General features: G+C 72.2%; 25 protein-coding genes and 1 tRNA gene. 8 read left to right on the forward strand and 18 right to left on the reverse strand.

Features of this window, described 5'->3' with window-relative positions; all coding sequences use genetic code 11:
- Window positions 1–90 precede the first annotated feature (90 nt).
- The 7 genes from ACIOWN_RS16885 to ACIOWN_RS16915 are packed head-to-tail and all read right to left on the reverse strand — an operon-like array spanning window position 91 to window position 5,358.
- A complete protein-coding gene (locus ACIOWN_RS16885; protein WP_100569049.1) occupies window positions 91–414 on the reverse strand; it encodes a TcmI family type II polyketide cyclase in 324 nt (107 codons plus the stop codon).
- A 19-nt stretch (window positions 415–433) separates the two neighbouring features.
- The gene (locus ACIOWN_RS16890; RefSeq protein ID WP_100569050.1) at window positions 434–916 is read right to left on the reverse strand and encodes an SRPBCC family protein; all 483 of its coding nucleotides are present in this window, start codon (window positions 914–916) and stop codon (window positions 434–436) included.
- Window positions 917–919: 3 nt separating this feature from the next.
- On the reverse strand, window positions 920–1,177 hold the full coding sequence (locus ACIOWN_RS16895) for an acyl carrier protein (protein ID WP_100569051.1): 258 nt from the start codon (window positions 1,175–1,177) through the stop codon (window positions 920–922).
- Window positions 1,178–1,221: 44 nt separating this feature from the next.
- A complete protein-coding gene (locus ACIOWN_RS16900; protein ID WP_362345809.1) occupies window positions 1,222–2,472 on the reverse strand; it encodes a beta-ketoacyl synthase N-terminal-like domain-containing protein in 1,251 nt (416 codons plus the stop codon).
- Window positions 2,469–3,737, reverse strand: a complete 1,269-nt coding sequence (locus ACIOWN_RS16905; RefSeq protein ID WP_362345811.1) for a beta-ketoacyl-[acyl-carrier-protein] synthase family protein — start codon at window positions 3,735–3,737, stop codon at window positions 2,469–2,471. The genes ACIOWN_RS16900 and ACIOWN_RS16905 overlap by 4 nt, the downstream gene beginning before the upstream one ends.
- On the reverse strand, window positions 3,734–4,177 hold the full coding sequence (locus ACIOWN_RS16910; protein WP_362345812.1) for a cupin domain-containing protein: 444 nt from the start codon (window positions 4,175–4,177) through the stop codon (window positions 3,734–3,736). Before ACIOWN_RS16910 ends, ACIOWN_RS16905 begins: the two co-directional genes overlap by 4 nt.
- A gap of 41 nt (window positions 4,178–4,218) precedes the next feature.
- Complete coding sequence (locus tag ACIOWN_RS16915; protein WP_362345814.1) at window positions 4,219–5,358, reverse strand: SchA/CurD-like domain-containing protein; 1,140 nt, start codon at window positions 5,356–5,358, stop codon at window positions 4,219–4,221.
- Window positions 5,359–5,589: 231 nt separating this feature from the next.
- Between ACIOWN_RS16915 and ACIOWN_RS16920 the strand changes: the two genes are divergently transcribed.
- Entirely contained in the window at window positions 5,590–7,236 is a 1,647-nt protein-coding gene (locus ACIOWN_RS16920; protein ID WP_401982610.1) for an FAD-dependent oxidoreductase, read from the forward strand.
- A 56-nt stretch (window positions 7,237–7,292) separates the two neighbouring features.
- Here the strand turns inward: ACIOWN_RS16920 and ACIOWN_RS16925 are convergent.
- Window positions 7,293–7,370: transfer RNA gene (locus ACIOWN_RS16925), tRNA-Thr, on the reverse strand.
- Between the two features lie 231 nt (window positions 7,371–7,601).
- Between ACIOWN_RS16925 and ACIOWN_RS16930 the strand changes: the two genes are divergently transcribed.
- From ACIOWN_RS16930 to ACIOWN_RS16940, 3 genes are all read left to right on the forward strand, one after another.
- Complete coding sequence (locus ACIOWN_RS16930) at window positions 7,602–8,738, forward strand: sn-glycerol-3-phosphate ABC transporter ATP-binding protein UgpC (protein ID WP_362345818.1); 1,137 nt, start codon at window positions 7,602–7,604, stop codon at window positions 8,736–8,738.
- Between the two features lie 243 nt (window positions 8,739–8,981).
- Complete coding sequence (locus ACIOWN_RS16935) at window positions 8,982–9,437, forward strand: hypothetical protein (protein ID WP_362345819.1); 456 nt, start codon at window positions 8,982–8,984, stop codon at window positions 9,435–9,437.
- A 950-nt stretch (window positions 9,438–10,387) separates the two neighbouring features.
- Window positions 10,388–11,119, forward strand: a complete 732-nt coding sequence (locus ACIOWN_RS16940; RefSeq protein WP_401982612.1) for an NDP-sugar synthase — start codon at window positions 10,388–10,390, stop codon at window positions 11,117–11,119.
- Between the two features lie 40 nt (window positions 11,120–11,159).
- Here the strand turns inward: ACIOWN_RS16940 and ACIOWN_RS16945 are convergent, their stop codons facing one another.
- The 7 genes from ACIOWN_RS16945 to ACIOWN_RS16975 form a co-directional block, all read right to left on the reverse strand.
- Entirely contained in the window at window positions 11,160–12,932 is a 1,773-nt protein-coding gene (locus tag ACIOWN_RS16945; RefSeq protein ID WP_401982613.1) for a DoxX family membrane protein, read from the reverse strand.
- 180 nt (window positions 12,933–13,112) lie between these two features.
- On the reverse strand, window positions 13,113–14,054 hold the full coding sequence (rlmB, locus tag ACIOWN_RS16950) for a 23S rRNA (guanosine(2251)-2'-O)-methyltransferase RlmB (protein WP_362345825.1): 942 nt from the start codon (window positions 14,052–14,054) through the stop codon (window positions 13,113–13,115).
- A 97-nt stretch (window positions 14,055–14,151) separates the two neighbouring features.
- Complete coding sequence (gene cysS, locus ACIOWN_RS16955; RefSeq protein WP_401982615.1) at window positions 14,152–15,552, reverse strand: cysteine--tRNA ligase; 1,401 nt, start codon at window positions 15,550–15,552, stop codon at window positions 14,152–14,154.
- A gap of 105 nt (window positions 15,553–15,657) precedes the next feature.
- Window positions 15,658–16,062, reverse strand: coding sequence for a PPOX class F420-dependent oxidoreductase (locus ACIOWN_RS16960; protein WP_362345828.1), 405 nt, complete (start codon window positions 16,060–16,062; stop codon window positions 15,658–15,660).
- Between the two features lie 100 nt (window positions 16,063–16,162).
- Window positions 16,163–16,657 (reverse strand): 2-C-methyl-D-erythritol 2,4-cyclodiphosphate synthase, encoded by a 495-nt coding sequence (gene ispF / locus ACIOWN_RS16965; protein WP_358730795.1) that lies wholly within the window; start codon window positions 16,655–16,657, stop codon window positions 16,163–16,165.
- The gene (gene ispD / locus ACIOWN_RS16970) at window positions 16,647–17,411 is read right to left on the reverse strand and encodes a 2-C-methyl-D-erythritol 4-phosphate cytidylyltransferase (RefSeq protein ID WP_100569068.1); all 765 of its coding nucleotides are present in this window, start codon (window positions 17,409–17,411) and stop codon (window positions 16,647–16,649) included. Before ispD ends, ispF begins: the two co-directional genes overlap by 11 nt.
- Before the next feature lie 311 nt (window positions 17,412–17,722).
- Window positions 17,723–18,205, reverse strand: coding sequence for a CarD family transcriptional regulator (locus tag ACIOWN_RS16975; RefSeq protein WP_003953493.1), 483 nt, complete (start codon window positions 18,203–18,205; stop codon window positions 17,723–17,725).
- Between the two features lie 712 nt (window positions 18,206–18,917).
- Between ACIOWN_RS16975 and ACIOWN_RS16980 the strand changes: the two genes are divergently transcribed.
- On the forward strand, window positions 18,918–19,589 hold the full coding sequence (locus ACIOWN_RS16980; protein WP_362345830.1) for a DUF461 domain-containing protein: 672 nt from the start codon (window positions 18,918–18,920) through the stop codon (window positions 19,587–19,589).
- A 106-nt stretch (window positions 19,590–19,695) separates the two neighbouring features.
- On the opposite strand, the gene ACIOWN_RS16985 is transcribed toward ACIOWN_RS16980, so the two are convergent.
- Both ACIOWN_RS16985 and ACIOWN_RS16990 read right to left on the reverse strand, forming a co-directional pair.
- The gene (locus tag ACIOWN_RS16985) at window positions 19,696–20,376 is read right to left on the reverse strand and encodes a response regulator transcription factor (protein WP_010358452.1); all 681 of its coding nucleotides are present in this window, start codon (window positions 20,374–20,376) and stop codon (window positions 19,696–19,698) included.
- Window positions 20,373–21,638, reverse strand: a complete 1,266-nt coding sequence (locus ACIOWN_RS16990) for a sensor histidine kinase (RefSeq protein ID WP_401982616.1) — start codon at window positions 21,636–21,638, stop codon at window positions 20,373–20,375. The genes ACIOWN_RS16985 and ACIOWN_RS16990 overlap by 4 nt, the downstream gene beginning before the upstream one ends.
- A 235-nt stretch (window positions 21,639–21,873) precedes the next feature.
- On the opposite strand from ACIOWN_RS16990, the gene phoU reads away from it, so the two are divergent.
- The 3 genes from phoU to ACIOWN_RS17005 all read left to right on the forward strand — a co-directional run bounded on the left by phoU (window position 21,874) and on the right by ACIOWN_RS17005 (window position 23,914).
- Window positions 21,874–22,563 (forward strand): phosphate signaling complex protein PhoU, encoded by a 690-nt coding sequence (gene phoU / locus ACIOWN_RS16995; RefSeq protein ID WP_362345833.1) that lies wholly within the window; start codon window positions 21,874–21,876, stop codon window positions 22,561–22,563.
- A 167-nt stretch (window positions 22,564–22,730) separates the two neighbouring features.
- Window positions 22,731–22,886 carry a hypothetical protein gene (locus ACIOWN_RS17000; RefSeq protein ID WP_362345835.1) on the forward strand — a complete coding sequence of 52 codons (156 nt, stop codon included), beginning with the start codon at window positions 22,731–22,733 and terminating at the stop codon, window positions 22,884–22,886.
- A gap of 479 nt (window positions 22,887–23,365) precedes the next feature.
- Window positions 23,366–23,914 carry a lamin tail domain-containing protein gene (locus ACIOWN_RS17005; RefSeq protein WP_362345837.1) on the forward strand — a complete coding sequence of 183 codons (549 nt, stop codon included), beginning with the start codon at window positions 23,366–23,368 and terminating at the stop codon, window positions 23,912–23,914.
- An 82-nt stretch (window positions 23,915–23,996) separates the two neighbouring features.
- On the opposite strand, the gene ACIOWN_RS17010 is transcribed toward ACIOWN_RS17005, so the two are convergent.
- Window positions 23,997–24,458: a hypothetical protein gene (locus tag ACIOWN_RS17010; RefSeq protein ID WP_362345839.1), complete on the reverse strand. Its 462-nt coding sequence runs from the start codon at window positions 24,456–24,458 to the stop codon at window positions 23,997–23,999.
- Window positions 24,459–24,573: the final 115 nt, after the last annotated feature.

The raw sequence follows: 24,573 nt of genomic DNA on the forward strand, positions 1-24,573 counted from the left end.
CCGGCCGCCGGGCCCGCGACAGAGCGGGCCCGGCGGCCGGTGGCCGTCCGTGAGGGATCGGACGGCTCGTCAGATGGCTGGTACGAAGGCTCAGTCACGCTCCCACAGGTAGAAGCGCCGGGCCATCGCGTCCTTCGGCGAACGCCAGGTCTGCGGGTCGTAGGCGCTGACGTACGCCGACAGCCGCTCGCTGATGCCGCGGAACTCCGGGTGGCCCGCCACCTTGGCGATGGCCGGCCCCGGGTCCCGGTCCGCCTCGACCAGGTGCATGTACACATCGCCGAACTGGAAGAGGCTGCGCCGGGTGACGCCGACCAGGTGCGGCAGCTCCCCCCGGTCGGACTCCTCGAAGATCTTGGCGATGTCCGGGGCCGAGTCCGGTGCCATCCGGGCGACGATCAGGGCTTGGTGCACGATGCTTCCTCCGTCCGGCTCAGTCGGTGGTCAGGACCGGCTCGGCCCGGTGCCCGGCGGCGGCCTTCTCGATCCTGTCGCGGATCAGGGCCATCTGGACCTTGGAGTTCTTGTTGATGTTGTCGGTCATCCAGTCGTCGTCGACCGGCGCCTCCGGCTTCATCGCGAAGTCCTGGGTCCAGATCATCCGGGTGCCGCCGGGGACCTCCTCGTACCTCCAGTGGATGTTCATGTGGTCGAAGGGGCCCGTCTCGACCCGGCGGGCCCTGACCGAGAGTGTGGCCCGGTCGGGCTCGCGCTCGGAGACCCAGCTCCACACCGTGCCGTTCTCGTCCGGGTGCATGGTCAGCCGGAAGGTGCACTTGTCGCCTTCCTGGGACAGGATCTCGGCGGAGGCGTACTCGCTGAACAGCCGCGGCCAGTTCGCCACATCGTTGGTCATGTCCCAGACCAGGTCCACCGGCGCGGCGATGGTGATCTCGTTCTCGGTGTGTCCGGCCATTTTCTACGCTCCTGCCAGAAGGGTGCTGTTGACGAGGTCGAGGAACTTCCTGGGCGTCTTGCAGCGCTCCGCGTCGGCCGGCATCGGCATGCCGTGACGGTTCTCCAGTTCGCCCACGATGCCGAGCAGGCCGAGCGAGTCGATACCGAGCTCGTCGAATCCGGTCTCGGACCGGTCCGCCAGCTCCTGCGGGCTGACGGTGATCCCAGCGGCCTTCTTCATGAGTTCGGCCAGTTCCTCCACTGTGATTCGGTCACTCATGCGGTTCCTCTCCTTGTTGCTCCCGGTTGATCGTGGCTGCCTCGCTAAGAGGCCTCGGCGGCACCGTGCCGGAGCACCAGCGCCGAGTTCGAGCCCATGAGCCCCCGGCTGAGGACCAGCGCCGTGCGCACCTCGGCGGCGCGGGCACGACCGGTCACCAGGTCGAGGTCATGGCAGATGTCGGAGACGTTCGGGGTGGGCGGGATCAGGCCGTGCTCCATCGCCAGGACCGCCGCCGCCGCGTCCAGCACCGGGGCGGCGCAGTACGCCCGGCCGGTGCCCGTCTTGGGCGCCGTGACCGGCACACGCCGGCCGTGCGCGCCGAGCGCGTCGGCGAGGGCGAGCGCCTCGGCCCGGTCCGCCTCGGGGACGCCGAGAGCATCGGCGAAGACGACGTCGACCTCCTCGGGTGCGCACCCGGCCTCGGCCAGAGCCCCGCGGATCGCCTCCGCCAGTCCCTCCCGGGACAGCTCCCAGCGGGAGGCGCCGGTGAAGGTCGCCGCGTGCCCGGCCAGGACGGCCCGTACGGGCACGCCCCGCTCCCGGGCCGCCCCGGCCGCCTCAACGGCCAGCATCGCGCCGCCCTCGGCCGGCACGAACCCGCAGGCCTCCTCGGTGAACGGGCGGTAGGCGCGCTCCGGGTCGGCCACCGGGCTCAGCTCCCGGTAGCCGAGCTGGCACACCATCGAGTAAGGGGCCAGCGGCGCCTCCGTCGAACCGGCCACGATCACGTCGGTGCCGCGCTCGACGGCCCGCGCCGCGTGCGCCAGGGCGTCCAGGCCGCCCGCCTCGTCGGCGGCGACCACCGAGCAGGGCCCCTTGAAGCCCCGCCGGATGGAGATCTGGCCGGTGCTCGCCGCGTAGAACCAGGCGATGGACTGCCAGGGGCCGACATGGCGGCTGCCCTTGCCCCACAGCTTCTGCAGCTCCCGCTGGCCGAACTCGCCGCCGCCCGACCCGGCCGCGGTGACCACGCCCGCGGAGAACGGCGCCGCGTCGGTGTCGGCCTGACCCAGCCGGGCGTCCTGGAGGGCGGCGTCGGCCGCGGCCATCGCGAAGTGCGTGAAACGGTCGGTCTGGACGAGGTAGCGCTCCTCGACCGCGGCCGAGGGTTCGAAGGACCGCACCTGGCCGGCCACCTTCAGCGGCAGGTGCTCGCAGCCCTCACGGGTCACGCGGTCCAGGACGCTCACGCCCTCCTGGGTGGACTTCCAGAAGGCCTCGGTGCTCGTGCCGCCGGGCGCGACGACACCGATGCCGGTGACGGCGGCCCGCCGCTTGCGCGGTGCGCTCATCGTGTCCTCTCCCTCTGCCGGGTCAGGATCACCGCGGACTGGAAGCCGCCGAAGCCGCTGCCCACGGAGAGCACGCTGTCCAGCTTCCGCTCGCGGGCGACCCGCGGGACGTAGTCCAGGTCGCACTCGGGGTCCGGGGTCTCGTAGTTCGCGGTCGGCGGGACCACCTGATGCGCCAGCGCCAGCACGCAGGCCACCACCTCGATCGCCCCGATCGCCCCCAGCGAGTGACCGACCATCGACTTGATGGAGCTCATGGGGGTGTCATAGGCGTGCCCGCCCAGCGCCCGCTTCACCGCGGCCGTCTCGTGCCGGTCGTTCTGACGGGTGCCGGAGCCGTGCGCGTTGACGTAGCCGATCGCGGTGGCGTCCAGGCGGGCGTGGTCCAGCGCGGTCTCGATCGCCCGCGCCATCTCCAGGCCCTCGCTGGTCAGTCCGGTCATGTGGTAGGCGTTGCCGAACGTGGCGTAGCCGCTGAGCTCGCAGTACACATGGGCGCCGCGGGCCCGGGCGTGCTCCAGCTCCTCCAGGACGAGCACCGCGCCGCCCTCGCCCATGACGAACCCGTCACGGTCGTTGTCGAAGGGGCGGGAGGCGTGTGCGGGGTCGTCGTTGTTCGGCGACGTCGCCCTGATCGCGTCGAAGCACGCCATCGTGATCGGCGATATCGGCGAGTCCGACGCTCCGGCTATGCAGATGTCCGCCCTCCCCTCCTCCACGGTGTGCAGCGCGTAGCCGACGGCGTCGAGTCCGGAGGTGCAGCCCGTGGAGACGGTCTGCACCGGACCGCGGGCCCCGAACCGCTCGGCCACCGTGGAGGCCAGTGTGCTCGGTGTGAACGCCCGCTCCAGATGCGGCCGGGACCGCTCGTGGTCCACGTCCCAGCGGTCGCCGCCGTGACTGACCAGGACGTAGTCGTTCTCCAGCCGCGTGGTGCCGCCGACCGCGGTGCCCAGCGAGACCCCGACCCGCCAGGGGTTCTCCCCGGCGAGGTCGAGTCCGGAGTCCGCCACCGCCTCCTGGCCGGCGGCCAGGGCGAACTGGATGTAGCGGTCGCAGCGCGCCACCTGCTCCCCGTCCAGCCCCGCGGCCGCCGGATCGAAGTCGCACTCGGCGGCGATCCGGGACCGCAGACCCGACGGGTCGAAGAACGTGATGCCCCGCGTGGCGGTGCGCCCGTTCGCCAGCAGGTCCCAGAACGCCGGGACGCCGATACCGCCCGGCGCCACGATGCCTATGCCGGTGACCGCCACCCGCCTGGTCATGATCGGACCTCTGCCACGTCCGCCGGCGGCGCCTCCTCGCCGGCCGCCGCCGGCTCGGTGCCCTCGGTGTCGACGTGGCCGAGCTGCGGGCGCGGGGCCAGCGGCCCGAGGTGGAAGACGATCCGCGCCTCCACCTCGCCCACGTTGCGGAAGCGGTGGCGCATGTAGGCGGGGATCATCAGACCCTGTTCCGGTCTGAGCGGGTACGGCTCGCCGTCCAGGTCCACCTCGAGCTCGCCGCAGACGACGTACACGAACTCCTCGGAGTACGGGTGGTAGTGCTCGCCGATGCGGTCGCCGGGCTGCACGATGGCCACGCCCATGAAGCCGCTGGTGGAACCGACCGTGGCCGGGGTGAGCATGGCGCGCAGATCCCCTCCGCGCTTCGTGTTGGGCTCGGTCTCGCCGAGCTCCACGATCCTGGGCCTGGGTTTGATCACGTCGTTCCTCCGGTGGTGTGTTACGTCGGCTTCGGAATGCGTCAGGCGTCCGGCGCGGACCGGCGGTCGGTGATGAGGTCCATACGGGTGAGGTTGAGCAGACGGGCGAGGTCGCCGTCCTTCGGGGCGGCGCCCTCGTCGAGCAGGGTGGTCAGCTCCGACACCTGCGCGGGATCCGTCAGACCCAGTGCGGCTGCCGGGTCGGCGTCGAGGCTGCCGCGGACGTCGACCAGCCGGACGACGATGTCCTCCCGCTCGAAGACCGTGCTGCGCAGCACCGGGCTGTCCGGGTCCTGGCCGGCCCGCTCGTCGTGATGGGACAGCAGCTCCGCCAGCTTCATGCCCATGCCGGGCCGCGCCGGGTAGTACAGCGCGTGCCGCTCCCCCTCCGTGCTCTCCTGGCCGACCGTCACGTGGTGCACGGCGGGCAGCGCCGCCCGGGTGAAGAACACCCGGGCCGACTCCGGGTCGTCGAGGTCGCGGTCCTGCTCCAGGTAGGGGTTGAGGGCCTCCTCGGTCTTCCGGATCTGCGGCTGCCGGGCCACGTGCCGCAGCGCCACGAGGAGGTCGCCGCGCACCTCGATGGCCCGCACGACCCGGTTGCCGCGCATGAACAGGGAGGTACGGCACAGCCGGGTGGTGCCGTCCACGTCCGCCTCGGGCGCCTCGTAGTTGGCCAGGATGCCGGCCACCTTCTGCTCGCCGCCCGGCTTCACCGTGAAGGTCAGCGCGTGCCGGATCACACCGTCCCCGACCCGCGCCGAGTCCTGGAGCCGGCGCTCGGAGCCGGCCTTGCCCGCCGTGATGCCGGTCTCGCGGACGATGTGGAAGCGCAGGGACCGGGTGTCCCGGATGCAGTCGTGCATCGGCTGCACCATCCGCACGTGCTCCTCGCTGTTCACCCAGGCGAGGAACGGCGGGGCGCTCTCCCACTCGCTGGTGATCAGCCACTGGGAGGGGTTCTCGATGGACTGGCAGAGCTGGTCGCTGACGTGCCCGGGAACGGCCGCGACCTGCTTGCCCATCTGCTCGTACGCCTCCAGGAACTGCTGCTGGGCGCCGTCGTGGACGTCCACCAGCAGGATGACCCGGAGCCGGGAGCCGTCGAAGACGGACTGGGAGACACGTGTCGCTGCCTGCTGCTCGGTAGGTTCTGATACACGCTCAGAAATGGCGGTCATCTGCGTACGTCTCCTTGGCGGGCTTGGCGGGGCAGAGGGAACGCCGGCCGCGGGTGACGCGACGTCAGCGTGATCTCGATCCTGTGCCGTGCCCGATCGGCGCGCGACTCGTGTGCACCACGCGGGTGATCACAGGGGTGATTGGTGCCGCGGACGTACGCGCGACGGCCTCCGCGGGGGCATGGAAACTGCGACGCGCCCTGCACCCGCACCCCGCTCCTGGAGGCATCGATGCGCCGAGAAGCCGACCACCGGGTACCCGTCCTCATCGTGGGCGGCTCCCTGGTGGGCCTGTCCACCTCCCTGTTCCTGGGCCGCCACGGCGTGCCGCACCTGCTGGTCGAACGGCACTCCGGCACCTCCATCCACCCCCGCGGACGCGGCAACAACGTGCGGACCATGGAGCTGTTCCGGGTGGCCGGCGTCGAACCGGACATCAGGACGGCGGCCTCCCTGCTGGCGGAGAACCACGGCATCCTCCAGACGCCGACGCTGGCCGGCGACGCGGGAGAGTGGCTGTTCAAGCACATCGACCCGGGCGGCGGCCTCGCCAGGTTCAGCCCCGCCGGCTGGTGCCTGTGCAGCCAGAACGACCTGGAGCCCGAGCTGCTCAGGGGCGCCCGCAGGCTCGGCGGCGACCTGCGCTACGCCCACGAGATGGAGTCCTTCGAGCAGGACGGCGAGGGCGTGACCGCGGTGGTGCGGGACCGGGGCACCGACGAGCGCTGCACCGTCCGCGCCGACTACCTGGTCGCCGCCGACGGGCCGCGCAGCCCGGTCCGGCGACGCCTGGGCATCGGGCACACCGGGCCCGGCGACCTGTTCGCCAACGTCAGCGTCACCTTCCGCTCCAAGCTGCTCGCCGAGGTGGTGGGCGACCGCCGCTTCATCTGCTGCTACCTCACCGACCCGGACGCCGACGGGGCCCTGCTGCCCGTCGACAACAAGGAGCACTGGGTCTTCCACGCGCCCTGGCACCCGGAGCGCGGCGAGAAGCTGGAGGAGTTCACCGAGGACCGGCTCCAGCGGCACATCCGCCGCGCGATCGGGGCCCCCGACCTGGATGTGGAGATCACCGGAAAGGCGTCCTGGCGCGCCGCCGAACGGGTCGCCGACCGCTACTCGGCCGGACGGGTGTTCCTCGCCGGTGACTCCGCGCACGAGATGTCCCCCACCGGCGCCTTCGGCTCCAACACCGGCATCCAGGACGCGCACAACCTGGCCTGGAAGCTGGCCGCCGTGCTCGGCGGCTGGGCCGGACCCGGCCTCCTCGACACCTACGACGCCGAACGCCGCCCCGTCGCCAAGGCGACCAGCGCCCGCGCCTCCGCCCGCTCCGTCGAGCACAGCCACCCCGGCTTCGCGCCGGCCCCCGGCATCGGCGGCGGCAGGCGCGGCGGCATCCTCAACGTCGTCCTCGGCTACCGCTACCCGCAGGGCGCCGTCGTGGGCGCCGGCCCGGACCAGGAGGTCGTGCCCGAGGCGATGCGCCTGAGCGGCGAGCCGGGCAGCAGGGCGCCCCACCTGTGGCTGCGCCGCGGCGACGAGCGGATCTCGACGCTCGACCTCTACGAGCGCTCCCTGGTGCTGCTGAGCGACGCCCGGTCGGCGGCGGGCTGGCACGCGGCGGCCCTGCGCGTCGCCGAGAGCGACGGCGTACGCCTGGACTCGTACCGCTTCGGCGCCGAGATCGTCCACGACCCGCGCGACGGCGTGGAGGGCGCGGCACCCGACTGGGCGCGTGCCCACGGCACCACGGCCGACGGAGCGGTACTGGTCCGCCCGGACGGATTCGTGGCCTGGCGGACGTCGGCCGCCGCCCCGGACGCCGAGGCAACGCTGCGTCAGGTCGTGCGGGCCCTCCTCAGAACAGCCTGACCTGCGGAAACGAACGAAGGCCACCCGCACTTCACAGTGCGGGTGGCCTTCGTGCGTGGAGCCCCCTGTCGGATTCGAACCGACGACCTGCTGTTTACAAGACAGCCGCTCTGGACCAGCTGAGCTAAGGAGGCCTGCGTGGGTGTTTCCGTGCAGTGTACCCAGGTCCCCGCGCCGGCCCCGCAGGAGTTTCCGCGAAGTTCACTCGCCCCCGGGTGCTGACAGACCAGGTGAACGCCAGGTACCGTCCTGTGCCAGTTCACCCTTGTGGACTACACCACCACGACGGAACACCCGTAGTGGCACCACCTTCCTACAACGGATCGTCCGGCACGTTCCTGCCGGTAGAAGGGGGCCCATTCGCCATGGCCACTGTCCAGTTCGACAAGGCGACCCGGATCTACCCGGGTTCCGACAAGCCCGCCGTCGACGCGCTCGAGATCGACATCGAGGACGGTGAGTTCCTCGTCCTGGTCGGCCCGTCCGGTTGCGGCAAGTCCACCTCCCTGCGGATGCTCGCGGGCCTGGAGGACGTCAACGGCGGAGCCATCCGGATCGGTGACCGCGACGTCACCCACCTGCCGCCGAAGGACCGGGACATCGCCATGGTGTTCCAGAACTACGCGCTGTACCCGCACATGACGGTCGCCGACAACATGGGCTTCGCGCTCAAGATCGCCGGCGTCAACAAGGCGGAGATCCGGCAGAAGGTCGAGGAGGCCGCGAAGATCCTCGACCTGACCGAGTACCTCGACCGCAAGCCGAAGGCGCTCTCCGGCGGTCAGCGCCAGCGTGTCGCCATGGGCCGCGCGATCGTGCGCGAGCCGCAGGTGTTCCTCATGGACGAGCCGCTGTCCAACCTGGACGCCAAGCTCCGGGTGAGCACCCGTACGCAGATCGCCTCGCTCCAGCGCCGGCTCGGCATCACCACCGTCTACGTCACCCACGACCAGGTCGAGGCCATGACGATGGGCGACCGCGTGGCGGTGCTCAAGGACGGTCTGCTCCAGCAGGTCGACTCGCCGCGCAACATGTACGACAAGCCCGCCAACCTCTTCGTCGCCGGCTTCATCGGCTCGCCCGCCATGAACCTCGTCGAGGTGCCGATCACCGACGGCGGTGTGAAGTTCGGCAACAGCGTGGTGCCGGTCAGCCGCGACGCGCTCAAGGCCGCCTCGGACAGGGGCGACCGCACGGTGACGGTGGGCGTGCGCCCCGAGCACTTCGACGTGGTCGAGCTGGGCGGCGGCGCGGCGGCGTCCCTGTCGAAGGACACCGAGGACGCTCCGGCCGGCCTCGCCGTCTCCGTGAACGTGGTGGAGGAGACGGGCGCCGACGGGTACGTCTACGGCTCGGTCGAGGTCGGCGGCGAGCAGAGGGACCTCGTCGTCCGCGTCAACAGCCGTTCCGTCCCGGAGAAGGGCTCCACGCTGCACGTCGTGCCGCGGCCGGGCGAGACCCACGTGTTCTCGACCTCCACGGGCGAGCGTCTGTCGGACTGACCCGTCCGCGGCTGACGCCTTACGGCTGAAACCTCGGGACACCCCCGAGCGATTCACCCAAGTTGACGAGAAGGGCCCCGCGACCTGGCCGCGGGGCCCTTCCCCATGCCCCCGAATCACCCCCGCGCACCGGACATTTCGAGCGGTGTGCGTCAACAGGCAAGCCAGGAGGTGGGGTTCGGCCATCCCTCGAAGGAGTGACTAAATGTCGCCAAATCATTACCGGGCGCTACCCTCACTCGCGTGAAGCACTCCACCAACCACTCCACGCGACGCGGCCCGGGCCCCGCCCGCCGGATCGGCCGCTCCCTCGCCCTCGTCCTGCCCGTCGTCCTGGTGCTCTCCGGAACCCTCGCGGTCACCCGGGTCAACTGGTCGGGGAGCACCTCCAACTCGGTGCTGACCGCGTCGGACGCGGTGGCCGCCGGCGCCGCGGCGAAGTCCCGCGCCCGCGCCCCGCAGGACGTGCTGCGCGACCAGCTCCTGACCGAGCTGCAGGACAGGAACCCGGGCGTGGTCCTCACCCACCTCCAGCAGGCGGTCAACGGCCGCCCGTCGCTGGCCCGCCACTGCGCCTCCATCGCCCGCACCCTGGGCCGCGCCGCCGTCCACATCTACGGCCCCACCCGCGCCCAGTCCTACGCCCGCCCGGTCTGCGACACCTCCTTCGCCACCGGCATCCAGTCCACCCACAACTGACGCCCCCACCGCCCTGGCCACCCGAGCCCCCCCTCGGCGCCAGGGCGAGGGCCACCCGGCCCCACGCACGACGTACACCACGGCGACGAGACCCGCCCCACCGGCGCGGAGGACCGCGCCCACCCTGTACACGTGCCGGTCGGCAAGGCGGGGGCCCGCCCGCCGTGACGCGCGCCGGACGGCAACGCGGAGGGCCGCGGCCCGTACTGAACGTGTGCCGGGCGGCAAAGCGCTGGGCCGCGCGCCCGCCCTGAACGTGGGCCGGTCGGCAACGCGGAGAGCCGTGTCGGCGCTGACCGCGCCTGGGCCGCCGACGCGGCGGGGTAGCCCCGGCCCTGGGTACGGTCACCCGTGACGCGCACCCCCGACACCGGACCGGACGACCGACAGCCCGGGCGCGGAGACCACGCTTCCACCCGCCCGGGCCGGCCCGTTCCCGCGCCCCAGGCCTTGTGGAGAGGTCAGCGGCCTCCGCCCGACCGGAGCCCGGCGCCCGCACCACGGGCCGCTGACCGGCCGGGCGACCGGCGGCATGCCGACCAACCCCCACCCCACCACTCCGCGCCCCATCACCCACCCCGCAGCTCCGCGCCCCGGACCACGCAGACGTCGACCGCCCCGCCCCACCGAGGCCCGGCGTCCCCACGACGAGCCGCGGACCGGCCGGGCGAGCGGCAGCATGCCGACCGGCCCCGCTCCGTGTCCCGGGCCACGTAGAGCAGTCGGCCGGGGCCCGGCGCCCGCTCGCGCGGCTTCGCGCTGGGGGCTCGTGGAGGGGCCGGCCGTTCCTTCGGGACCGAGGCTGGACCGGCCTCCGTCCGGCTCGTCCCGAGACGCGGCAGTCCTCCGGGAGTGGCTTTCGTCCGGCCGAGTCGGCCGTGTCCGTCGCCCACGTGCGTACGGCGACAGCCCCTGACGGACGCTCCGAGGCTGGGTCGTACAGTGCGGGCATGACCCCTCCGAAGACCGCGTCCCGCCCCACTCAAGCCGTCGTCCTGGCCGGGGGCCAGGGCTCCCGGTTGCGGCCCTACACCGACGACCGGCCCAAGCCGATGGTCGAGATCCCCGGCACGGGCACCCCGATCATCGGCCACCAGCTCGCCTGGCTGGCCGAGGAGGGGGTGACGGACGTGGTGGTGTCCTGCGGCCACCTCGCCGAGGTGCTGGAGAAGTGGCTGGACTCGGCGGACCTGCCGGTCCGCGTCTGCACCGTCGTGGAGCCGGAGCCCCTCGGCCGCGGCGGCGGCCTGAAGTTCGCCGCCGCCCAGCTGCCCCACCCGGACCAGCCCTGGTACGCCACCAACGGCGACATCTGGACCCGGTTCTCGCTGCGCGACATGGCCGACTTCCACACCGAGCGCGACGCGATCGCCACACTCGCACTGGCCCGCCCGCGGATCCCCTGGGGCGCCGTGCGGACGGACGGCTTCGGCCACATCACGGACTTCATCGAGGCCCCGCCCTCGACCTTCGAGATCAACGCGGGCGTCTACGTGTTCTCGCCCGAGTTCGCCGCCCTCCTCCCGGAGCGCGGCGACCACGAGCGCACCACCTTCCCGCACCTGGCCCGCGAACGCAGGCTCGCCGGCTTCCCGATCCCCCAGGGCGCCTACTGGCGCGCCATCGACACCGCGAAGGACCTCACCGAGGCCGCCAAGGAACTGGCGGCGCTGGGCAGGTGAGTCCGCGGCGCCGCACCCGTGCGGCGCCGCGGAGGCCGGGCTATCCCAGCAGTCCGCCCACCAGCCCCGGCTGGCCCGAGGAGGAACCGCCACCGCTGGAGCCGCCGCTACTGGAGCTGGGCCCCCCGGAGCCACCGCTCGATCCGGTGCTGCTGCCGGTCGCGGTACCGCCGGAGGTCGGACCCGAACTGGTGCTGGGCGCCTGCTGCGCCGGGGCGGAGTGCCGCGGCGGCGTCTGACCGGTGCCCTGGGTCTCGCTCGGCACGCCGCCGGTCACGGTACCGCTCTCGCGGGCCGCGCCCGGCGTGCTCGCGGGACCGCGGGACGGGCTCGCCGAGGAGCCGTGCCGGGTGACCGGCGAGGTCGAGGCCGACGGCGGCTGCTGCCGCCGCTCGCCCGTCTCCTTCGGCAGCGGCGAACCGGGCAGCTCGTTGCGCGGGGCCTCGCCCGGCCCCGGCACGACCACCCGGTCGGCGTCGCGGACGGCTCCGCCGAGCAGCGAGCCGACGAGCAGCGTCAGACCGGTGACGACCACCGTGACCAGCGCGCCGCGACGCAGCACGAACCGGCGCAGTTCCCAGATGTCGGAGCGCGGTCCGAGCCGCCGCCAGGCGGAGGCGGCGAGGCGGCCGTCCACGGAGTACACGGGCGCGCCCGCGATGACCAGGGGGGACCAGGCCGCGAGGTAGATGATGTCCGGCGCGTCGTAGGCGGGCACCGACTTCCAGCTCACCGTCACGATCAGCGCGGCCGACAGCAGCGCGCCGATCCCCGCGGCGACCCGCTGCCAGCAGCCCAGGACCGTGAGCATGCCGACGACGACCTGGAGGAAGGCGATGAAGAGCCCGGAGCCGACGGGGTGCTGGAGCGCGAACTGGCGCAGCGGCTCGGCGACTTCCCAGGGGTGCAGGGTGTCGAGCCACTTGACCATGGAGCCGCGCCTGCCGCCGTCGAAGTACAGCGGGTCGCACAGCTTGCCCATGCCGGCGTAGAGCGAGATGAACCCGAGGAAGATGCGCAGCGGGAGCAGCACGACCCCGAGGTTCATCCGCCGGCCCGGGTAGTACGCGTGGCGGGACGGGTCGTCGGCGTGGCGCCTGCCCTGCCGGTGCCCGTCCTGCTCGCCGTACGTGTCGTAGGCGCCGTCCTCGGCGTCCTCGGCGTACCTGTCGTCCGCGAAGCCGGCGTCGTCGTACGGCGGTTGGCCGTATGCCGGGGTGCCGTACGCGTTCTCGCCGTACCCGGTGCCGCCGTACCCGGTGCCGCCGTGGGCTGACTCCTCGTAGGCGCTGCCCGCGGTCCGCATGTGCGGCAGCAGCCGGGTCTCGCCGGGCTGGGGCGCGCGCTGGGCGCCTACGACGGGGGTCTCGACCGTCCGTTCGAGGTCGTAGGTGTCGTGGCGGGGTGTGCCGCCGACGCGCGGGACGACCCGCGTGGCCCCGGTGTCCGCGGACGGCTCGTCGGCGTACCGCAGGCTTCCGCTCCGCACGGCCTGGAGCAGCCGGTGGGCGCCGGTGTCGTCCGGGGCGGACCGGCCGCTCCAGACGACCGGACGGCGGTGGGTCGCGGCCCCGGCCCGGCCCGCGGCGACGGGCACGCTGCCGGTGTAGTCGGTGCCGCCGGGGTGCCGGGCGATCCGCCGGGACTGGGCGCGCCGCGAGGTGGCGCCCAACTGCACGCGGAAACTCGCGTGGTTGACGATGACCTGCGCCGGATCGCTCGGCACCTTCACCATGCTCAGCGCGGGAGCGTCGTCGTATCCCGACGAACGGTCCCCCGTGGGTGTGCGGGGTGTTCTGGTGTCCACACTCATCTAACCGAGTGACGAGGAGTTAGGACACTGCCACGGCGCGTCGGATCTGTCCGGACCGCGTCAAGGTTGCGCGGATCGCCCGGTTGCACCCGGGCGGGTGACCGTACGGACGACCGTTCGACCACCCGCGCCGGGCTGAGTACGACCTGCCAGGCGCGCCCGCGCCCGGCTCCGGGCCGCTCAGGCGCGCCTGCGCGCCGCCTCGTAGAGCACGATGCCGGCCGCGACACCGGCGTTCAGCGACTCCGCGCCGCCCGGCATCGGGATGCGCACCCGCACGTCGCAGGTCTCGCCGACCAGCCGGGACAGACCCTTGCCCTCGCTGCCGACGACGATGACGACGGGACCCGCCAGGGCGTCCAGGTCGCCGAGTTCCGCCTCGCCGTCCGCCGCGAGGCCGACCACCGTGATGCCCGCCTTCTGGTACGTCTCCAGGGCGCGGGTCAGGTTGGTGGCGCGGGCCACCGGCGTACGGGCGGCCGTGCCGGCGGAGGTCTTCCAGGCACCCGCGGTCATACCGGCCGCGCGCCGCTCGGGGACCACCACGCCGTGCCCGCCGAAGGCGGAGACGGAGCGGACCACCGCGCCGAGGTTGCGCGGGTCGGTGACCCCGTCGAGGGCGACGATCAGCGGGTCCTCGCCCTCGTCGTAGGCCGCGTCGGCGAGGTCCTCGGGGTGCGCGTACTCGTACGGCGGCACCTGGAGGACCAGGCCCTGGTGGTTGAGTCCGTTCGTCATCCGGTCGAGCTCGGGACGCGGGGCCTCCATGAGGTTGATCCCGCCGCGCTCGGCCGCGAGCTGGAGCGCCTCGCGCACCCGCTCGTCGTTGTCGATGAACTGCTGGACGTAGAGCGTGGTGGCGGGCACGCCCTCGCGCAGCGCCTCGACGACCGGGTTGCGGCCGACCACGAGCTCGGAGGACGACCGGCCCGAACCGCGCCGCTGCTGCGGGCGCCCCTGGGCGCGGCGCACCTTCGACTGGGCGGCACGCTGCTTGGCGTGCCCCTTGCGCATCTCGGCGGGGGGCGTCGGCCCCTTGCCCTCGAGCCCCCGGCGCCGCTGGCCGCCGCTGCCGACCTGCGCGCCCTTCTTGCCGGACATGCGGCGGTTGTTCCCGGCCATGACCTACCTGTCTGTTGAAACGTCGTACGTACGTCTATGCAGTGTGCCGCCCGGGAGGCCGGGCGGCACAATCGATCTTCCGTGCTCGCGGGCGGGCTCAGCGCGCGCCCAGGCTCCAGCGCGGCCCCTGCGGGCTGTCCTCGATGACCAGGCCCGACTGGTTCAGCTGGTCGCGGAGGGCGTCGGCGGTCGCCCAGTCCTTGCGCGCACGAGCCGCCTCGCGCTGGTCGAGGACCATGCGGACCAGGGTGTCGACCACGCCGTGCAGATCCTCGCCGCGCTGCTCGCCCCCTCCGGCCCAGTGCGGGTCCAGCGGGTCGAGGCCGAGGACGCCGAGCATGGCCCGCACCTCGGCGAGCCGGGCCACGGCGGCCTCCTTGTCGTCGGCCGCGAGCGCGCTGTTGCCCTGGCGGACGGTGGTGTGCACCACCGCGAGCGCCTGCGGCACGCCCAGGTCGTCGTCCATCGCCTCGGCGAACGCGGGCGGCACCTGCTCGGCCGGCTCGACCGGGCCGGCCTTCTCCACCACGCGCTGGACGAAGCCCTCGATCCGGGCGAACGCGGACTCGGCCTCGCGCAGCGCCTCCTCGCTGTACTCGATCATCGAGCGGTAGTGCGGGGTGCCCAGGTAGTACCGCAGCACGATGGGCCGCCACTGCTTGACCATCTCGGAGACCAGCACGCTGTTGCCCAGCGACTTGGACATCTTGTCGCCGGCCATGGTCACCCAGGCGTTGTGCACCCAGTACCGTGCGAAGTCGTCGCCGTAGGCCTTGGCCTGGGCGATCTCGTTCTCGTGGTGCGGGAAGATCAGGTCCAGGCCGCCGCCGTGGATGTCGAAGGCGCTGCCGAGGTACTTGTGCGCCATCGCCGAGCACTCCAGGTGCCAGCCCGGACGTCCCGGCCCCCACGGGGTGGACCAGGTCGGCTCGCCCGGCTTGGCCGACTTCCACATGGCGAAGTCACGCGGGTCGCGTTTGCCGGTCTCGCCCTCGCCCGAGGGCTGGAGCAGGTTGTCGAGCTCCTGCCGCGACAGCTCCAGGTAGCCGGGGAAGGAGCGCACGTCGAAGTAGACGTTGCCGTCGGCCGCGTAGGCGTGGCCGCGCTCGATGAGCCCCCGCATCATCTCGATCATCTCCGGCACATGGCCGGTGGCGCGGGGCTCGTAGGTGGGCGGCAGGCAGCCGAGCGCGGTGTAACCGTCGTCGAAGGCGCGCTCGTTCTCATAGCCGATCGACCACCACGGGCGGTGCTGCTCGCGCGCCTTGGTGATGATCTTGTCGTCGATGTCGGTGACGTTGCGGATGAACGTCACCTCGTAGCCGCGGTAGGCGAACCAGCGGCGCATGATGTCGAAGTTCAGCCCCGAGCGGATGTGCCCGATGTGCGGGGCCGCCTGCACGGTCGCGCCGCACAGGTAGATCGAGACACAACCCGGCTCGAGCGGGGTGAAGTCACGGATCTGCCGGGCGCTGGTGTCGTACAGGCGAATAGTCACCACTCCAGGGTAGTGGGCGCCGGGCAGTGCCTCGCCTGCCTTCCACCGTGCGCCCGCCGCTTTTCCGCGCAGGTGCCGCGTATGCGCCGCGCGGAAGGGCGGCGGTCAGAGGATGCCGACGACCTTCCGCGGCTTGATCCGTACGATCACGCGCTCGGCGTCCTGCGCCGAGGAGGGGTTGAACTCGGCGTACTTCTTGCCGGTGTACTTCATGGACAGCTCGTCGATGAGCTGCTGGCCGCCCGCGGTGGTCGTCTCCACGGTGCCGCGGATCTCGGCGTACTCGTAGGGCGATTCGGGGTCCTGGACCACGACGCTGACGCGGGCGTCGCGGTCGAGGTTCTTCTTCTTGCGGCGGTCCACGGTGGTGGAGACGAGGACGTCGTCGCCGTCCCGCTTCGCCCACACCGGGGACATCTGCGGGCTGCCGTCGGGCTGGATCGTGCCGAGAATGACGAAGACGGGACCGTCGAGCAGTGACTTGAGCCGGTCGGGCAGGGCGGCGGACATGGGGGACCTCCGTGAACCTGGTCGCGCGTCGGGTGCCCGCGTCGGGGGGCGGGTGCGTACGCGTCGGGGACGAGGCGTACGCGGGTACCCTCGCACGCCGTCAGTCCACTCGCACCACGAGCGCCGTGGCCACCGCCATCAGTCCCTCGCCCCGGCCGGGGAAGCCGAGTCCGTCGGTGGTCGCGCCGGAGACGGTGACCGGCGCCCCGGCCGCCTCGGACAGGACCTTCTGGGCCTCGTCCCGGCGCTTGCCGATCTTCGGCCGGGGGCCGACGACCTGCACCGCGACGTTCCCGATCCGGAAGCCCGCCGCGCGGACGATCCGCGCGGCCTCCGCCAGCAGGGTGACCCCCGGAGCGCCCGACCACTCGGGGCGCCCGGTGCCGAAGTGCTGCCCGAGGTCGCCGAGGCCGGCGGCCGAGAACAGCGCGTTGCACGCGGCGTGCGCGACGACGTCGGCGTCGGAGTGCCCGGCCAGTCCCGGACCCTCGCCCTCCCACTTGAGGCCCGCGCACCACAACTCGCGGCCCTCCTCGAAGGCGTGGATGTCGGTGCCGATGCCGACCTGCGGAAGCAGGGGCGCGTCAGAAGCCATCGTTCAGCCTCCGCCGGGCCAGGACCGCCTCCGCGAGGACCAGGTCGAGCGGGCGGGTGACCTTGAAGGCCTCCTCGTGGCCGGGCACGACCACGACCCGCTCGCCGAGCTGCTCGACCATGCTCGCGTCGTCGGTGACGTCGTCGGTGACGGTCTCGTGGGCGCGGACCAGCGTCGCCCGGTCGAAGCCCTGCGGGGTCTGCACGGCCCGCAGCAGCGACCGGTCGGGCGTGGCCACCACCGGCTCGGGCCCGCCGGGCTCCGCCGCGGGCTCGACCTGCTTGACGGTGTCGGCGAGCGGCAGCGCCGGCACGACGGCGGGCGCCCCGGCCCGCACGGCCTCGATCACCGCGTCCACGGTGTCCACCGGCACCAGCGGACGGGCCGCGTCGTGCACGAGGACGATGTCGTGACCCGGCGGCAGCGCGTCCAGGCCGAGCCCGACCGACTCCTGGCGGCTCTCGCCGCCCGGCACGACGAGGAAGTCCGTGCGCTCGGGCAGCGCGTGCGCGTCGAGGAGCGACTTGACCTCGGCGGCGCCGTCGGGCGGGGCCACGACGACGACGAGTCCGACCGCCCGGGAGGCGGCCATGGCCCGCACGGCGTGGATGAGCATGGGCGTGCCGCTCAGCGCGCGCAGCGCCTTGGGGGCGCCCGGGCCGAGGCGTACGCCCCGGCCGGCGGCCGGAATCACGGCGGCGACGGGGGCTCCCGGCCTGCCGCCTGCGGACGAGGGACGCGATTCGTCAGACATGGTTCCTGTCAGGTTTGTGTGGCGGCCCGGCGTGGGTATGGCCCTGGGGGAGCAGCCCCCTTGCTCGCAGAGCCAGGGGGGAGTGCCGGGCGCACGGCCTCGACCGGACCCTTCCGTGACACTGGTCGAGCCGACTGCCCGGGCACGGCACACAGTATCGGGGGGACCTCCCCCGTCGTACGGCATGGAGGAGACCCGTGCGGGCCCGCGCGGGTACGAACATGCCGCAGCGCCCGGCGACGTAGAACGCGCCATCGGGCACCGCGGCATTTTCTGTGCTGAACTGAGGCGGGTGTGACGGTCGCCTCGCGTCAGGACGCGAGAACCTCGTCGAGCAGGGCCTCGGCCTTGTCCTCGTTGGTGTTCTCCGCGAGGGCGAGCTCGCTCACCAGGATCTGGCGGGCCTTGGCGAGCATGCGCTTCTCACCCGCGGAGAGTCCGCGCTCGCGCTCGCGACGCCACAGGTCACGTACGACTTCCGCGACCTTGATGACATCGCCGGAGGCGAGCTTCTCCAGATTTGCCTTGTAGCGACGTGACCAGTTCGTGGGCTCCTCGGCGTACGGAGCACGCAGGACCTCGAAGACCCGGTCCAGCCCGTCCTGACCGACCACATCACGCACGCCGACGAACTCCGCATTGTCCGCTGGCACACGCACCGTCAGGTCACCCTGGGCGACCTTCAGCACCAAGTAGGTCTTGTCCACGCCTTTGATCTGGCGAGTTTCGATAGCCTCGATCAGCGCGGCCCCGTGATGGGGATAGACCACGGTGTCGCCAACCTTGAACGTCATGTGACAGGTACCCCTTCCGTGGCTATCCAGGGTAACACGGATACGGCGTCTTCTGAATGGCGTTTTCGCAGGTCAGGGCATATCTCGGGGCTTGACAACAGCAACGGGGACGTGCTTCGGAAGGGGCCCGGAGGTCAAGAGGAAGCGGGTATTCGCAGGTCGGAGGGGCTCTGCGTGTGGGCCGAAACGCGTACGCTACACACATCCGGCGCCCCGTCCAAACGGCTGAACATCCCGTTTTGTCTGGTTCCAAGCGCTCGACTTCCGCTACTCCGTTCGGTGCTTCCCAGCCGTCTCCAAGACGAATCCGGAATTGATCACGCCGTTCGTCCCATCCACCGGACGGGCGGCCGTTGATCAATTCCCGCCCCCGGCGCGCATTCCTTCACCGGAAATCCCCAGCAGGCCGATGACGCGCTATGAGCGGGCTATGCGCGTGGCGCTAATGGGAAAGGCGGACAGTCGCGCGGCCAATGCGCGGGCGCCCGTACGGATCCGGCCGCCCGGCGGAACGGACCCGGTCCGCCGACCGGTTACGGCAGCCCGGACGGCCGCGCCGTGAGGGCGCGGGGGTGTGGCGCGGGGCACAGGGGGCGGGTCGGGTGCGGGCCTGCGGGAACGGCTCGATAACCTATGGCCGCTGACAGACGCTTAGGGCGGCTTTATAAGGGAGCCGCCCTGTTCCGCCCACGTTCAAGGAGTTGCCGCCGCCGTGAGCAGCAGCCTTCGACGCGGCGCCCTCGCCGCCGCCGCCATCGCGTTCTCGCTCGCCTCGCTCGCCGCGTGCGGCGCCGGCAACGATGCCCAGACGCTCCAGATCCACCCCGACCACGCGGCCGCGACGGTCGGCACGATCCAGGTCCAGAACGCGGTTGTCGTCACCCAGCCCGGCGTCCAGACCAAGGGCCCGGCCGTGATCATCGCGACGCTGTTCAACAGCGGCACGACGGACGAGACGCTGGACGCGATCCGTGTCGACGGCGACGGCTCCGCCCAGCTCACCGCGGCGCAGGGCGGCGGCAAGGTGACCGTCCCCGCGCACGGTTCCGTGATCCTCGGCGGCAAGGACAACGCCTCCGCGGCGCTGACCAACCCGGGCCCGGTGCTCAAGGACGGCAACGCGCAGAAGATCACCTTCACCTTCAGCAAGACCGGCGACGTGAGCCTGCGCGCCTTCGTGGTCCCCGCCGAGGGCTACTTCGACAAGTGGGGCCCGAGCAACATCCCGGCGGCCCCCGGCGCGCCGGCCGCGTCCCACTCCCCCGCGGGCAAGCGGTCCAAGTCGCCGTCGGACGCGCCGTCCGAGTCGGCCTCCGCGCCGGAGGGCGCCGACGCCGCCGCGACGCCCAGCGACTCGGCCTCGCAGTCGGCGGCCGGTCACTGACCCCGCTCCCGCCTACGACAAGGGCGGCACCCTCTCCACGAGGGTGCCGCCCTTGTCGTATGTCGCGGCGGAAGGGACCGGCGCGTACGGCGCGGCCCGTACCGGTCTACGGCTCGAACTTGTAACCGAGCCCTCGGACCGTCACCAGATAGCGCGGGGCGCCCGGGTCCGGCTCGATCTTCGCGCGCAGGCGCTTGACGTGGACGTCCAGCGTCTTGGTGTCGCCCACGTAGTCGGCACCCCAGACGCGGTCGATGAGCTGCATCCGGGTCAGGACCCGGCCGGCGTTGCGCAGCAGCATCTCCAGCAGGTCGAACTCCTTGAGCGGGAGGTCGACCTTGGAGCCGGAGACCGTGACGACGTGCCGGTCGACATCCATGCGGACCGGCCCGGCCTCCAGGGCCGCCGGAGTGACCTCCTCCGGCTCACCGCGCCGGCGCAGCACCGCGCGGATGCGGGCGACCAGCTCGCGGGAGGAGAACGGCTTGGTGACGTAGTCGTCCGCGCCTATCTCCAGGCCGACGACCTTGTCGATCTCGCTGTCCTTGGCGGTCACCATGATCACGGGAACGTTGGAGCGGCCGCGGAGCTGACGGCACACCTCCGTGCCGGGCAGGCCCGGCAGCATCAGGTCGAGGAGGACGAGGTCGGCGCCGTTGCGCTCGAACTCGTCGAGTCCGTCGGGCCCGGTGGCCGCGACGGCGACCTCGAAGCCCTCCTTGCGGAGCATGTACGAAAGGGCGTCGGAGAAGGACTCCTCGTCCTCGACGACGAGCACTCGGGTCACGGAAGGACCTCCGGGGCGGGAAGCGGTTCGTAAGGGGATTGTTCGTTGAGTGCCTGCCCGGCCTCCTCGTCGAGGGCGGGATGCTGCTGTGCGCGGTCGCGGGCCTCTCGGGCCGCGGCCGCCTCCGGCAACCGCAGGGTGAAGGTGGAGCCCTGTCCCTCGGCGCTCCACAGAGTGATCTCCCCGCCGTGCGAGGCGACCACGTGCTTCACGATCGCCAGACCCAGGCCGGTGCCCCCCGTGGCACGCGACCGGGCCGGGTCGACGCGGTAGAAGCGCTCGAAGATGCGCTCCTTGTCCTTGTCCGAGATGCCGATGCCCTGGTCGGTGACGGCGATCTCGATGAGGTCCCCGCCGGGCACCCGCACCCGGCGGGCGGCGATGCCGACGCGGGTGCGGGACGGGGAGTAGTTGACGGCGTTCTCCACGAGGTTGCCGAGCGCCGCGGCGAGCTGGCCCCGGTTGCCCCACACCCGCAGGTCGGCGGTGCCTCCGGCGGCCATCGTGATCTGCTTGGTCCCGGCCTGGTGGCGGCAGCGGTCGATGGCCTCGGCCACCAGCTCGTCCACCCGGACCGGCTCGGCGTCCTCCAGCGGGTCGTCGTTCTGCACCCGGGAGAGGTCGATGAGCTCCTGCACCAGGTTGGTGAGCCGGGTCGCCTCGATCTGCATGCGCCCGGCGAAGCGCTCCACGGCCTCCGGGTCGTCGGAGGCGTCCATGATGGCCTCGGACAACAGGGAGAGCGCGCCGACCGGGGTCTTCAGCTCGTGGCTCACATTGGCGACGAAGTCGCGTCGTACGGCCTCGATGCGGCGGGCCTCGGTCAGGTCCTCCACCAGGAGCAGCACCAGCCGGGAGCCCAGCGGCGCGACGCGCGCGGAGACGGCGAGGGCCTCGCCGCGTCCGGTGCCGCGCCGCGGCAGGTCCAGCTCGACCTGCCGTATCTCTCCGTCCCTCCGGGTGTCCCGGGCCATCTGGAGCATCGGCTCCACGGCCAGCTTGCCGCCGCGGACCAGTCCGAGGGCGTAGGCTGCCGAACTGGCCTTGACCACGGCGTCGGCCTCGTCGAGGACGACCGCCGAGGAGCGCAGTACGGAGAGGACGGTGTCCACACCCGGCGGCAGGACCGGGTCGATGTGCAGGGAAGTACGGGTCGGGCGCCTCTGCTCGCGCTCGCTCCAGCGGAACGCCAGCATGGCGATGACGCCGGTGAGCACTCCGGCGATCGCTGCCGCTGCGGCGACCGCCGCGTTCACGTCCATGCGTCCAGGTTAGGCACGGGACAGGACCCGACCACAGCCGTCCAGGTGCGACCTCGGACACTCGTCGCCCAGAGTTCACCTTGCAGCCAGTAATGGTTCATTTGGGGTGACGGAAACGGACGCGTACGGCCCGGACCGTGGGAGCGTGGGGTTCGCACCCCAGGCTCCGCCGCGGCCCATGGCCCCGGAAACCCCTACGAACCCCCCGAACGACGACGCACGAGAGGGAACCCTGATGCGGGACGCGTACCACGAGGAACTTGACTCGATCGGCGACGGTCTGGTGGAGATGGCCCGGCTGGTCGGGTCGGCGATCGGGCGCGCCACGACCGCCATCCTGGACTCCGATCTGAAGCTGGCCGAGAGCGTGATCGAGGCCGACCAGCGGGTCGACGAACTCCAGCACGACCTGGAGGCCCGGGCGATAGCCCTGCTGGCCAGGCAGCAGCCGGTGGCGACGGACCTCAGGATCGTCGTGACGTCCCTGCGGATGTCCGCCGACCTGGAGCGTTCGGGCGACCTGGCCCAGCACGTGGCCAAGCTCGCCCGGCTGCGCTTCCCGCAGCGCGCGGTCCCGCAGGACCTGCACGCCACCATCCTGGAGATGGGACAGCTGGCCCAGCGCCTGATGGCGAAGGCGGCCGAGGTGATCGTGACCAAGGACGTCGACCTGGCCCTCCAGCTGGAGCAGGACGACGACGAGATGGACCTGCTGCACCGCACCCTCTTCACGCACCTGATCGACGACCGCTGGCAGCACGGCATCGAGACGGCCGTGGACGTCACCCTGCTCGGCCGCTACTACGAGCGGTACGCCGACCACGCGGTCGCGGTCGCCAAGCGGGTGGTGTACCTGGTGACCGGCGAGCACGCGGACGAACTCCAGCAGGACATCAAGCCGGTGACGGGGGTGGAGGGGGCCTGACGGCCGGGGCGGCGGAGTGCTGGAGCTCCGCGCCGCCACAGGCGCCGGGGCTCTGCGACGCCGTAGGCGCCGGGACGCTGAGGCGCGCACGAGCCACCGTGCGCCGTTGATGCGCCCAGGGCAGCGGGCATGAAATGGGCAAAGGCACCAGTCTCGAGGAGGGACCCATGGCCGAATCCCCCAGCACCACGCCCGACCCCACGCAGGAACGCGAGACCGAGCAGCCCGCCGAGATCAAGAGCCTCCCGATCTTCGGCGCCTGCGGCTGCGGCTCGGGCTGCGGCTGCGGATGCCAGTCGGGCGGCCCCTGCCAGTGCGGCTGACGGGCCGCCGCCCACCGAGTTCGTCCACAACCGCACCACGGCGCAGACCGCCGCGGTGATCGCAGGGCCCCGGTACTCCACCGGGGCCCTGCGGCGTATGTACGGGTGCCGTACGCACGGGCGCCGGCACGGGTGGCCGGCTGTTACCCACGGGGGAGTGACGGCCGCGCGGCGGCCGGGGTGGCGTGCCATGGCGAGCGCGCACAGGGGCTCAGTGCCCGCAAGGACCTTCCCGCCGACGGGCCGTCAACCACCCGTGTTCGGCGCCTGAATGAGCCCTACAGTCAACCGTCACGGAAATATGGGCACTCTGTAACACCGGTCGGGAATCACCCCCATGTCCCGGAATCGACGGACAAGGTGTGAGGGCGCGGCCAGCCGGCCGCCACCGTACAGCGCACACCTCTCCGCGCGGCTCGTCCCCGCGGCCGGAGTGTGCTCGCACCAAGCAGGGAGAGCCTGTGTCCGTTTCCGTTTCTGTGACCGCTCGTCGTCTGGCCGCCGCGGCCGCCGTTGCCGGAGCACTGGTCGGTACGGCGACGCTGCCGGCGTCCGCAGCCGACCACGCCCCGCGCTCGCACCGCGAGAACGTGGTGATCAGCGGCGTGCACCTCGGCTACGAGGGCCGCGACCACCGCTCCAACCGCGCCCTGAACGAGGAGTGGGTGGCGATCACGAACAACAGCCGCCAGAACGTCAATCTGAGCGGCTGGACGCTGTCCGACAAGCACGGCCACACCTACACCTTCCGTCACTTCCGGCTCAACGGCCGCGCCACGGTCCGGGTCCACACCGGTATCGGCCGCGACAGCCGCACGGACCTGTTCCAGGACCGCCGCAACGAGATCTGGGACCGCCGCGACACCGCCACCCTGCGCAACGAGCGGGGCCGCGTGGTGGACACCACCACCTGGAACGACAACCGTCGCGACGACCGTGACACCCGTGACCCCCGCGACACCCCCCGTGACAACCACCACGACCGCGACAACCACCACGACCGCGACCACCGCGGCGGGCGCCACTGACCCCAGGCACACCCCTGCGGCCCCCTGCCGGCGGATTTCCCGCCGGCAGGGGGCGTCGTCGTGCGGGCCGCGGGTCAGCCCCTCAACACCACCGCGAACCCGCGTGGTCCGCGACGATCTCCACCTGAAGCAGACCGTCGTCGGGACCCTCTATGCCCAGGTAGGCGGTCGTCCCGCCCATCGACTTGGTGAAACAACCGGGCACCGTCCCACCCTTGGCGGCGCTCCTCGGCCGCCAGCCGTCCGCCCGGGCGGCCTGACGATAGTGGGCCAGGGCGCCCTCGGGGGACCCGCCGTACCGGTACTCCGCACCGACGACCACGAAGCGATCGTCGTCGTCACAACTGCGGTACCGGCCCGTGGGATCGGCCCCCTCCGGTGCGGTACCCAGCACCGCCGCACCCGCCATGACCCCGGCGAGCCGGTCCTCGTCCGCGCCACAGCCGTAGGCGGTCAGGAAGTACACCGCGGGCAACCCCACCACCACCAACCCCAGGGCAGCCACGAAGACGACCGGCCAATACCCCACCCGACTTCTCTCCATGCGCCCGGACGTTAGCCCACCCCTCGCGAAGTCCTTCCACCTGTCGGGGAGTTGCCACCCGACGCAGCACGCTGACCGGCTCCGGCGGGCCGGCTCCCCCGACCACGGTCGTGAG

Origin of the sequence: Streptomyces sp. NPDC087787 (assembly GCF_044743035.1) — a bacterium.
GTDB lineage: Bacteria > Actinomycetota > Actinomycetes > Streptomycetales > Streptomycetaceae > Streptomyces.

Coding starts and splice junctions, on each gene's coding strand:
- rlmB (WP_362345825.1), bottom strand. CDS start 14,054: ATGGCCGGGAACAACCGCCGCATGTCCGGCAAGAAGGGCGCGCAGGTC.
- ACIOWN_RS16975 (WP_003953493.1), bottom strand. CDS start 18,205: ATGACGTTCAAGGTTGGCGACACCGTGGTCTATCCCCATCACGGGGCC.
- ACIOWN_RS16990 (WP_401982616.1), bottom strand. CDS start 21,638: ATGGACGTGAACGCGGCGGTCGCCGCAGCGGCAGCGATCGCCGGAGTG.
- ACIOWN_RS16895 (WP_100569051.1), bottom strand. CDS start 1,177: ATGAGTGACCGAATCACAGTGGAGGAACTGGCCGAACTCATGAAGAAG.
- ACIOWN_RS16915 (WP_362345814.1), bottom strand. CDS start 5,358: ATGACCGCCATTTCTGAGCGTGTATCAGAACCTACCGAGCAGCAGGCA.
- ACIOWN_RS16945 (WP_401982613.1), bottom strand. CDS start 12,932: ATGAGTGTGGACACCAGAACACCCCGCACACCCACGGGGGACCGTTCG.
- ispD (WP_100569068.1), bottom strand. CDS start 17,411: ATGTCTGACGAATCGCGTCCCTCGTCCGCAGGCGGCAGGCCGGGAGCC.
- ACIOWN_RS17000 (WP_362345835.1), top strand. CDS start 22,731: ATGGCCGAATCCCCCAGCACCACGCCCGACCCCACGCAGGAACGCGAG.
- ACIOWN_RS16930 (WP_362345818.1), top strand. CDS start 7,602: ATGGCCACTGTCCAGTTCGACAAGGCGACCCGGATCTACCCGGGTTCC.
- ACIOWN_RS16940 (WP_401982612.1), top strand. CDS start 10,388: ATGACCCCTCCGAAGACCGCGTCCCGCCCCACTCAAGCCGTCGTCCTG.
- ACIOWN_RS16960 (WP_362345828.1), bottom strand. CDS start 16,062: ATGTCCGCCGCCCTGCCCGACCGGCTCAAGTCACTGCTCGACGGTCCC.
- phoU (WP_362345833.1), top strand. CDS start 21,874: ATGCGGGACGCGTACCACGAGGAACTTGACTCGATCGGCGACGGTCTG.
- ACIOWN_RS17010 (WP_362345839.1), bottom strand. CDS start 24,458: ATGGAGAGAAGTCGGGTGGGGTATTGGCCGGTCGTCTTCGTGGCTGCC.
- ispF (WP_358730795.1), bottom strand. CDS start 16,657: ATGGCTTCTGACGCGCCCCTGCTTCCGCAGGTCGGCATCGGCACCGAC.
- ACIOWN_RS16890 (WP_100569050.1), bottom strand. CDS start 916: ATGGCCGGACACACCGAGAACGAGATCACCATCGCCGCGCCGGTGGAC.
- ACIOWN_RS16900 (WP_362345809.1), bottom strand. CDS start 2,472: ATGAGCGCACCGCGCAAGCGGCGGGCCGCCGTCACCGGCATCGGTGTC.
- ACIOWN_RS16905 (WP_362345811.1), bottom strand. CDS start 3,737: ATGACCAGGCGGGTGGCGGTCACCGGCATAGGCATCGTGGCGCCGGGC.
- ACIOWN_RS16920 (WP_401982610.1), top strand. CDS start 5,590: ATGCGCCGAGAAGCCGACCACCGGGTACCCGTCCTCATCGTGGGCGGC.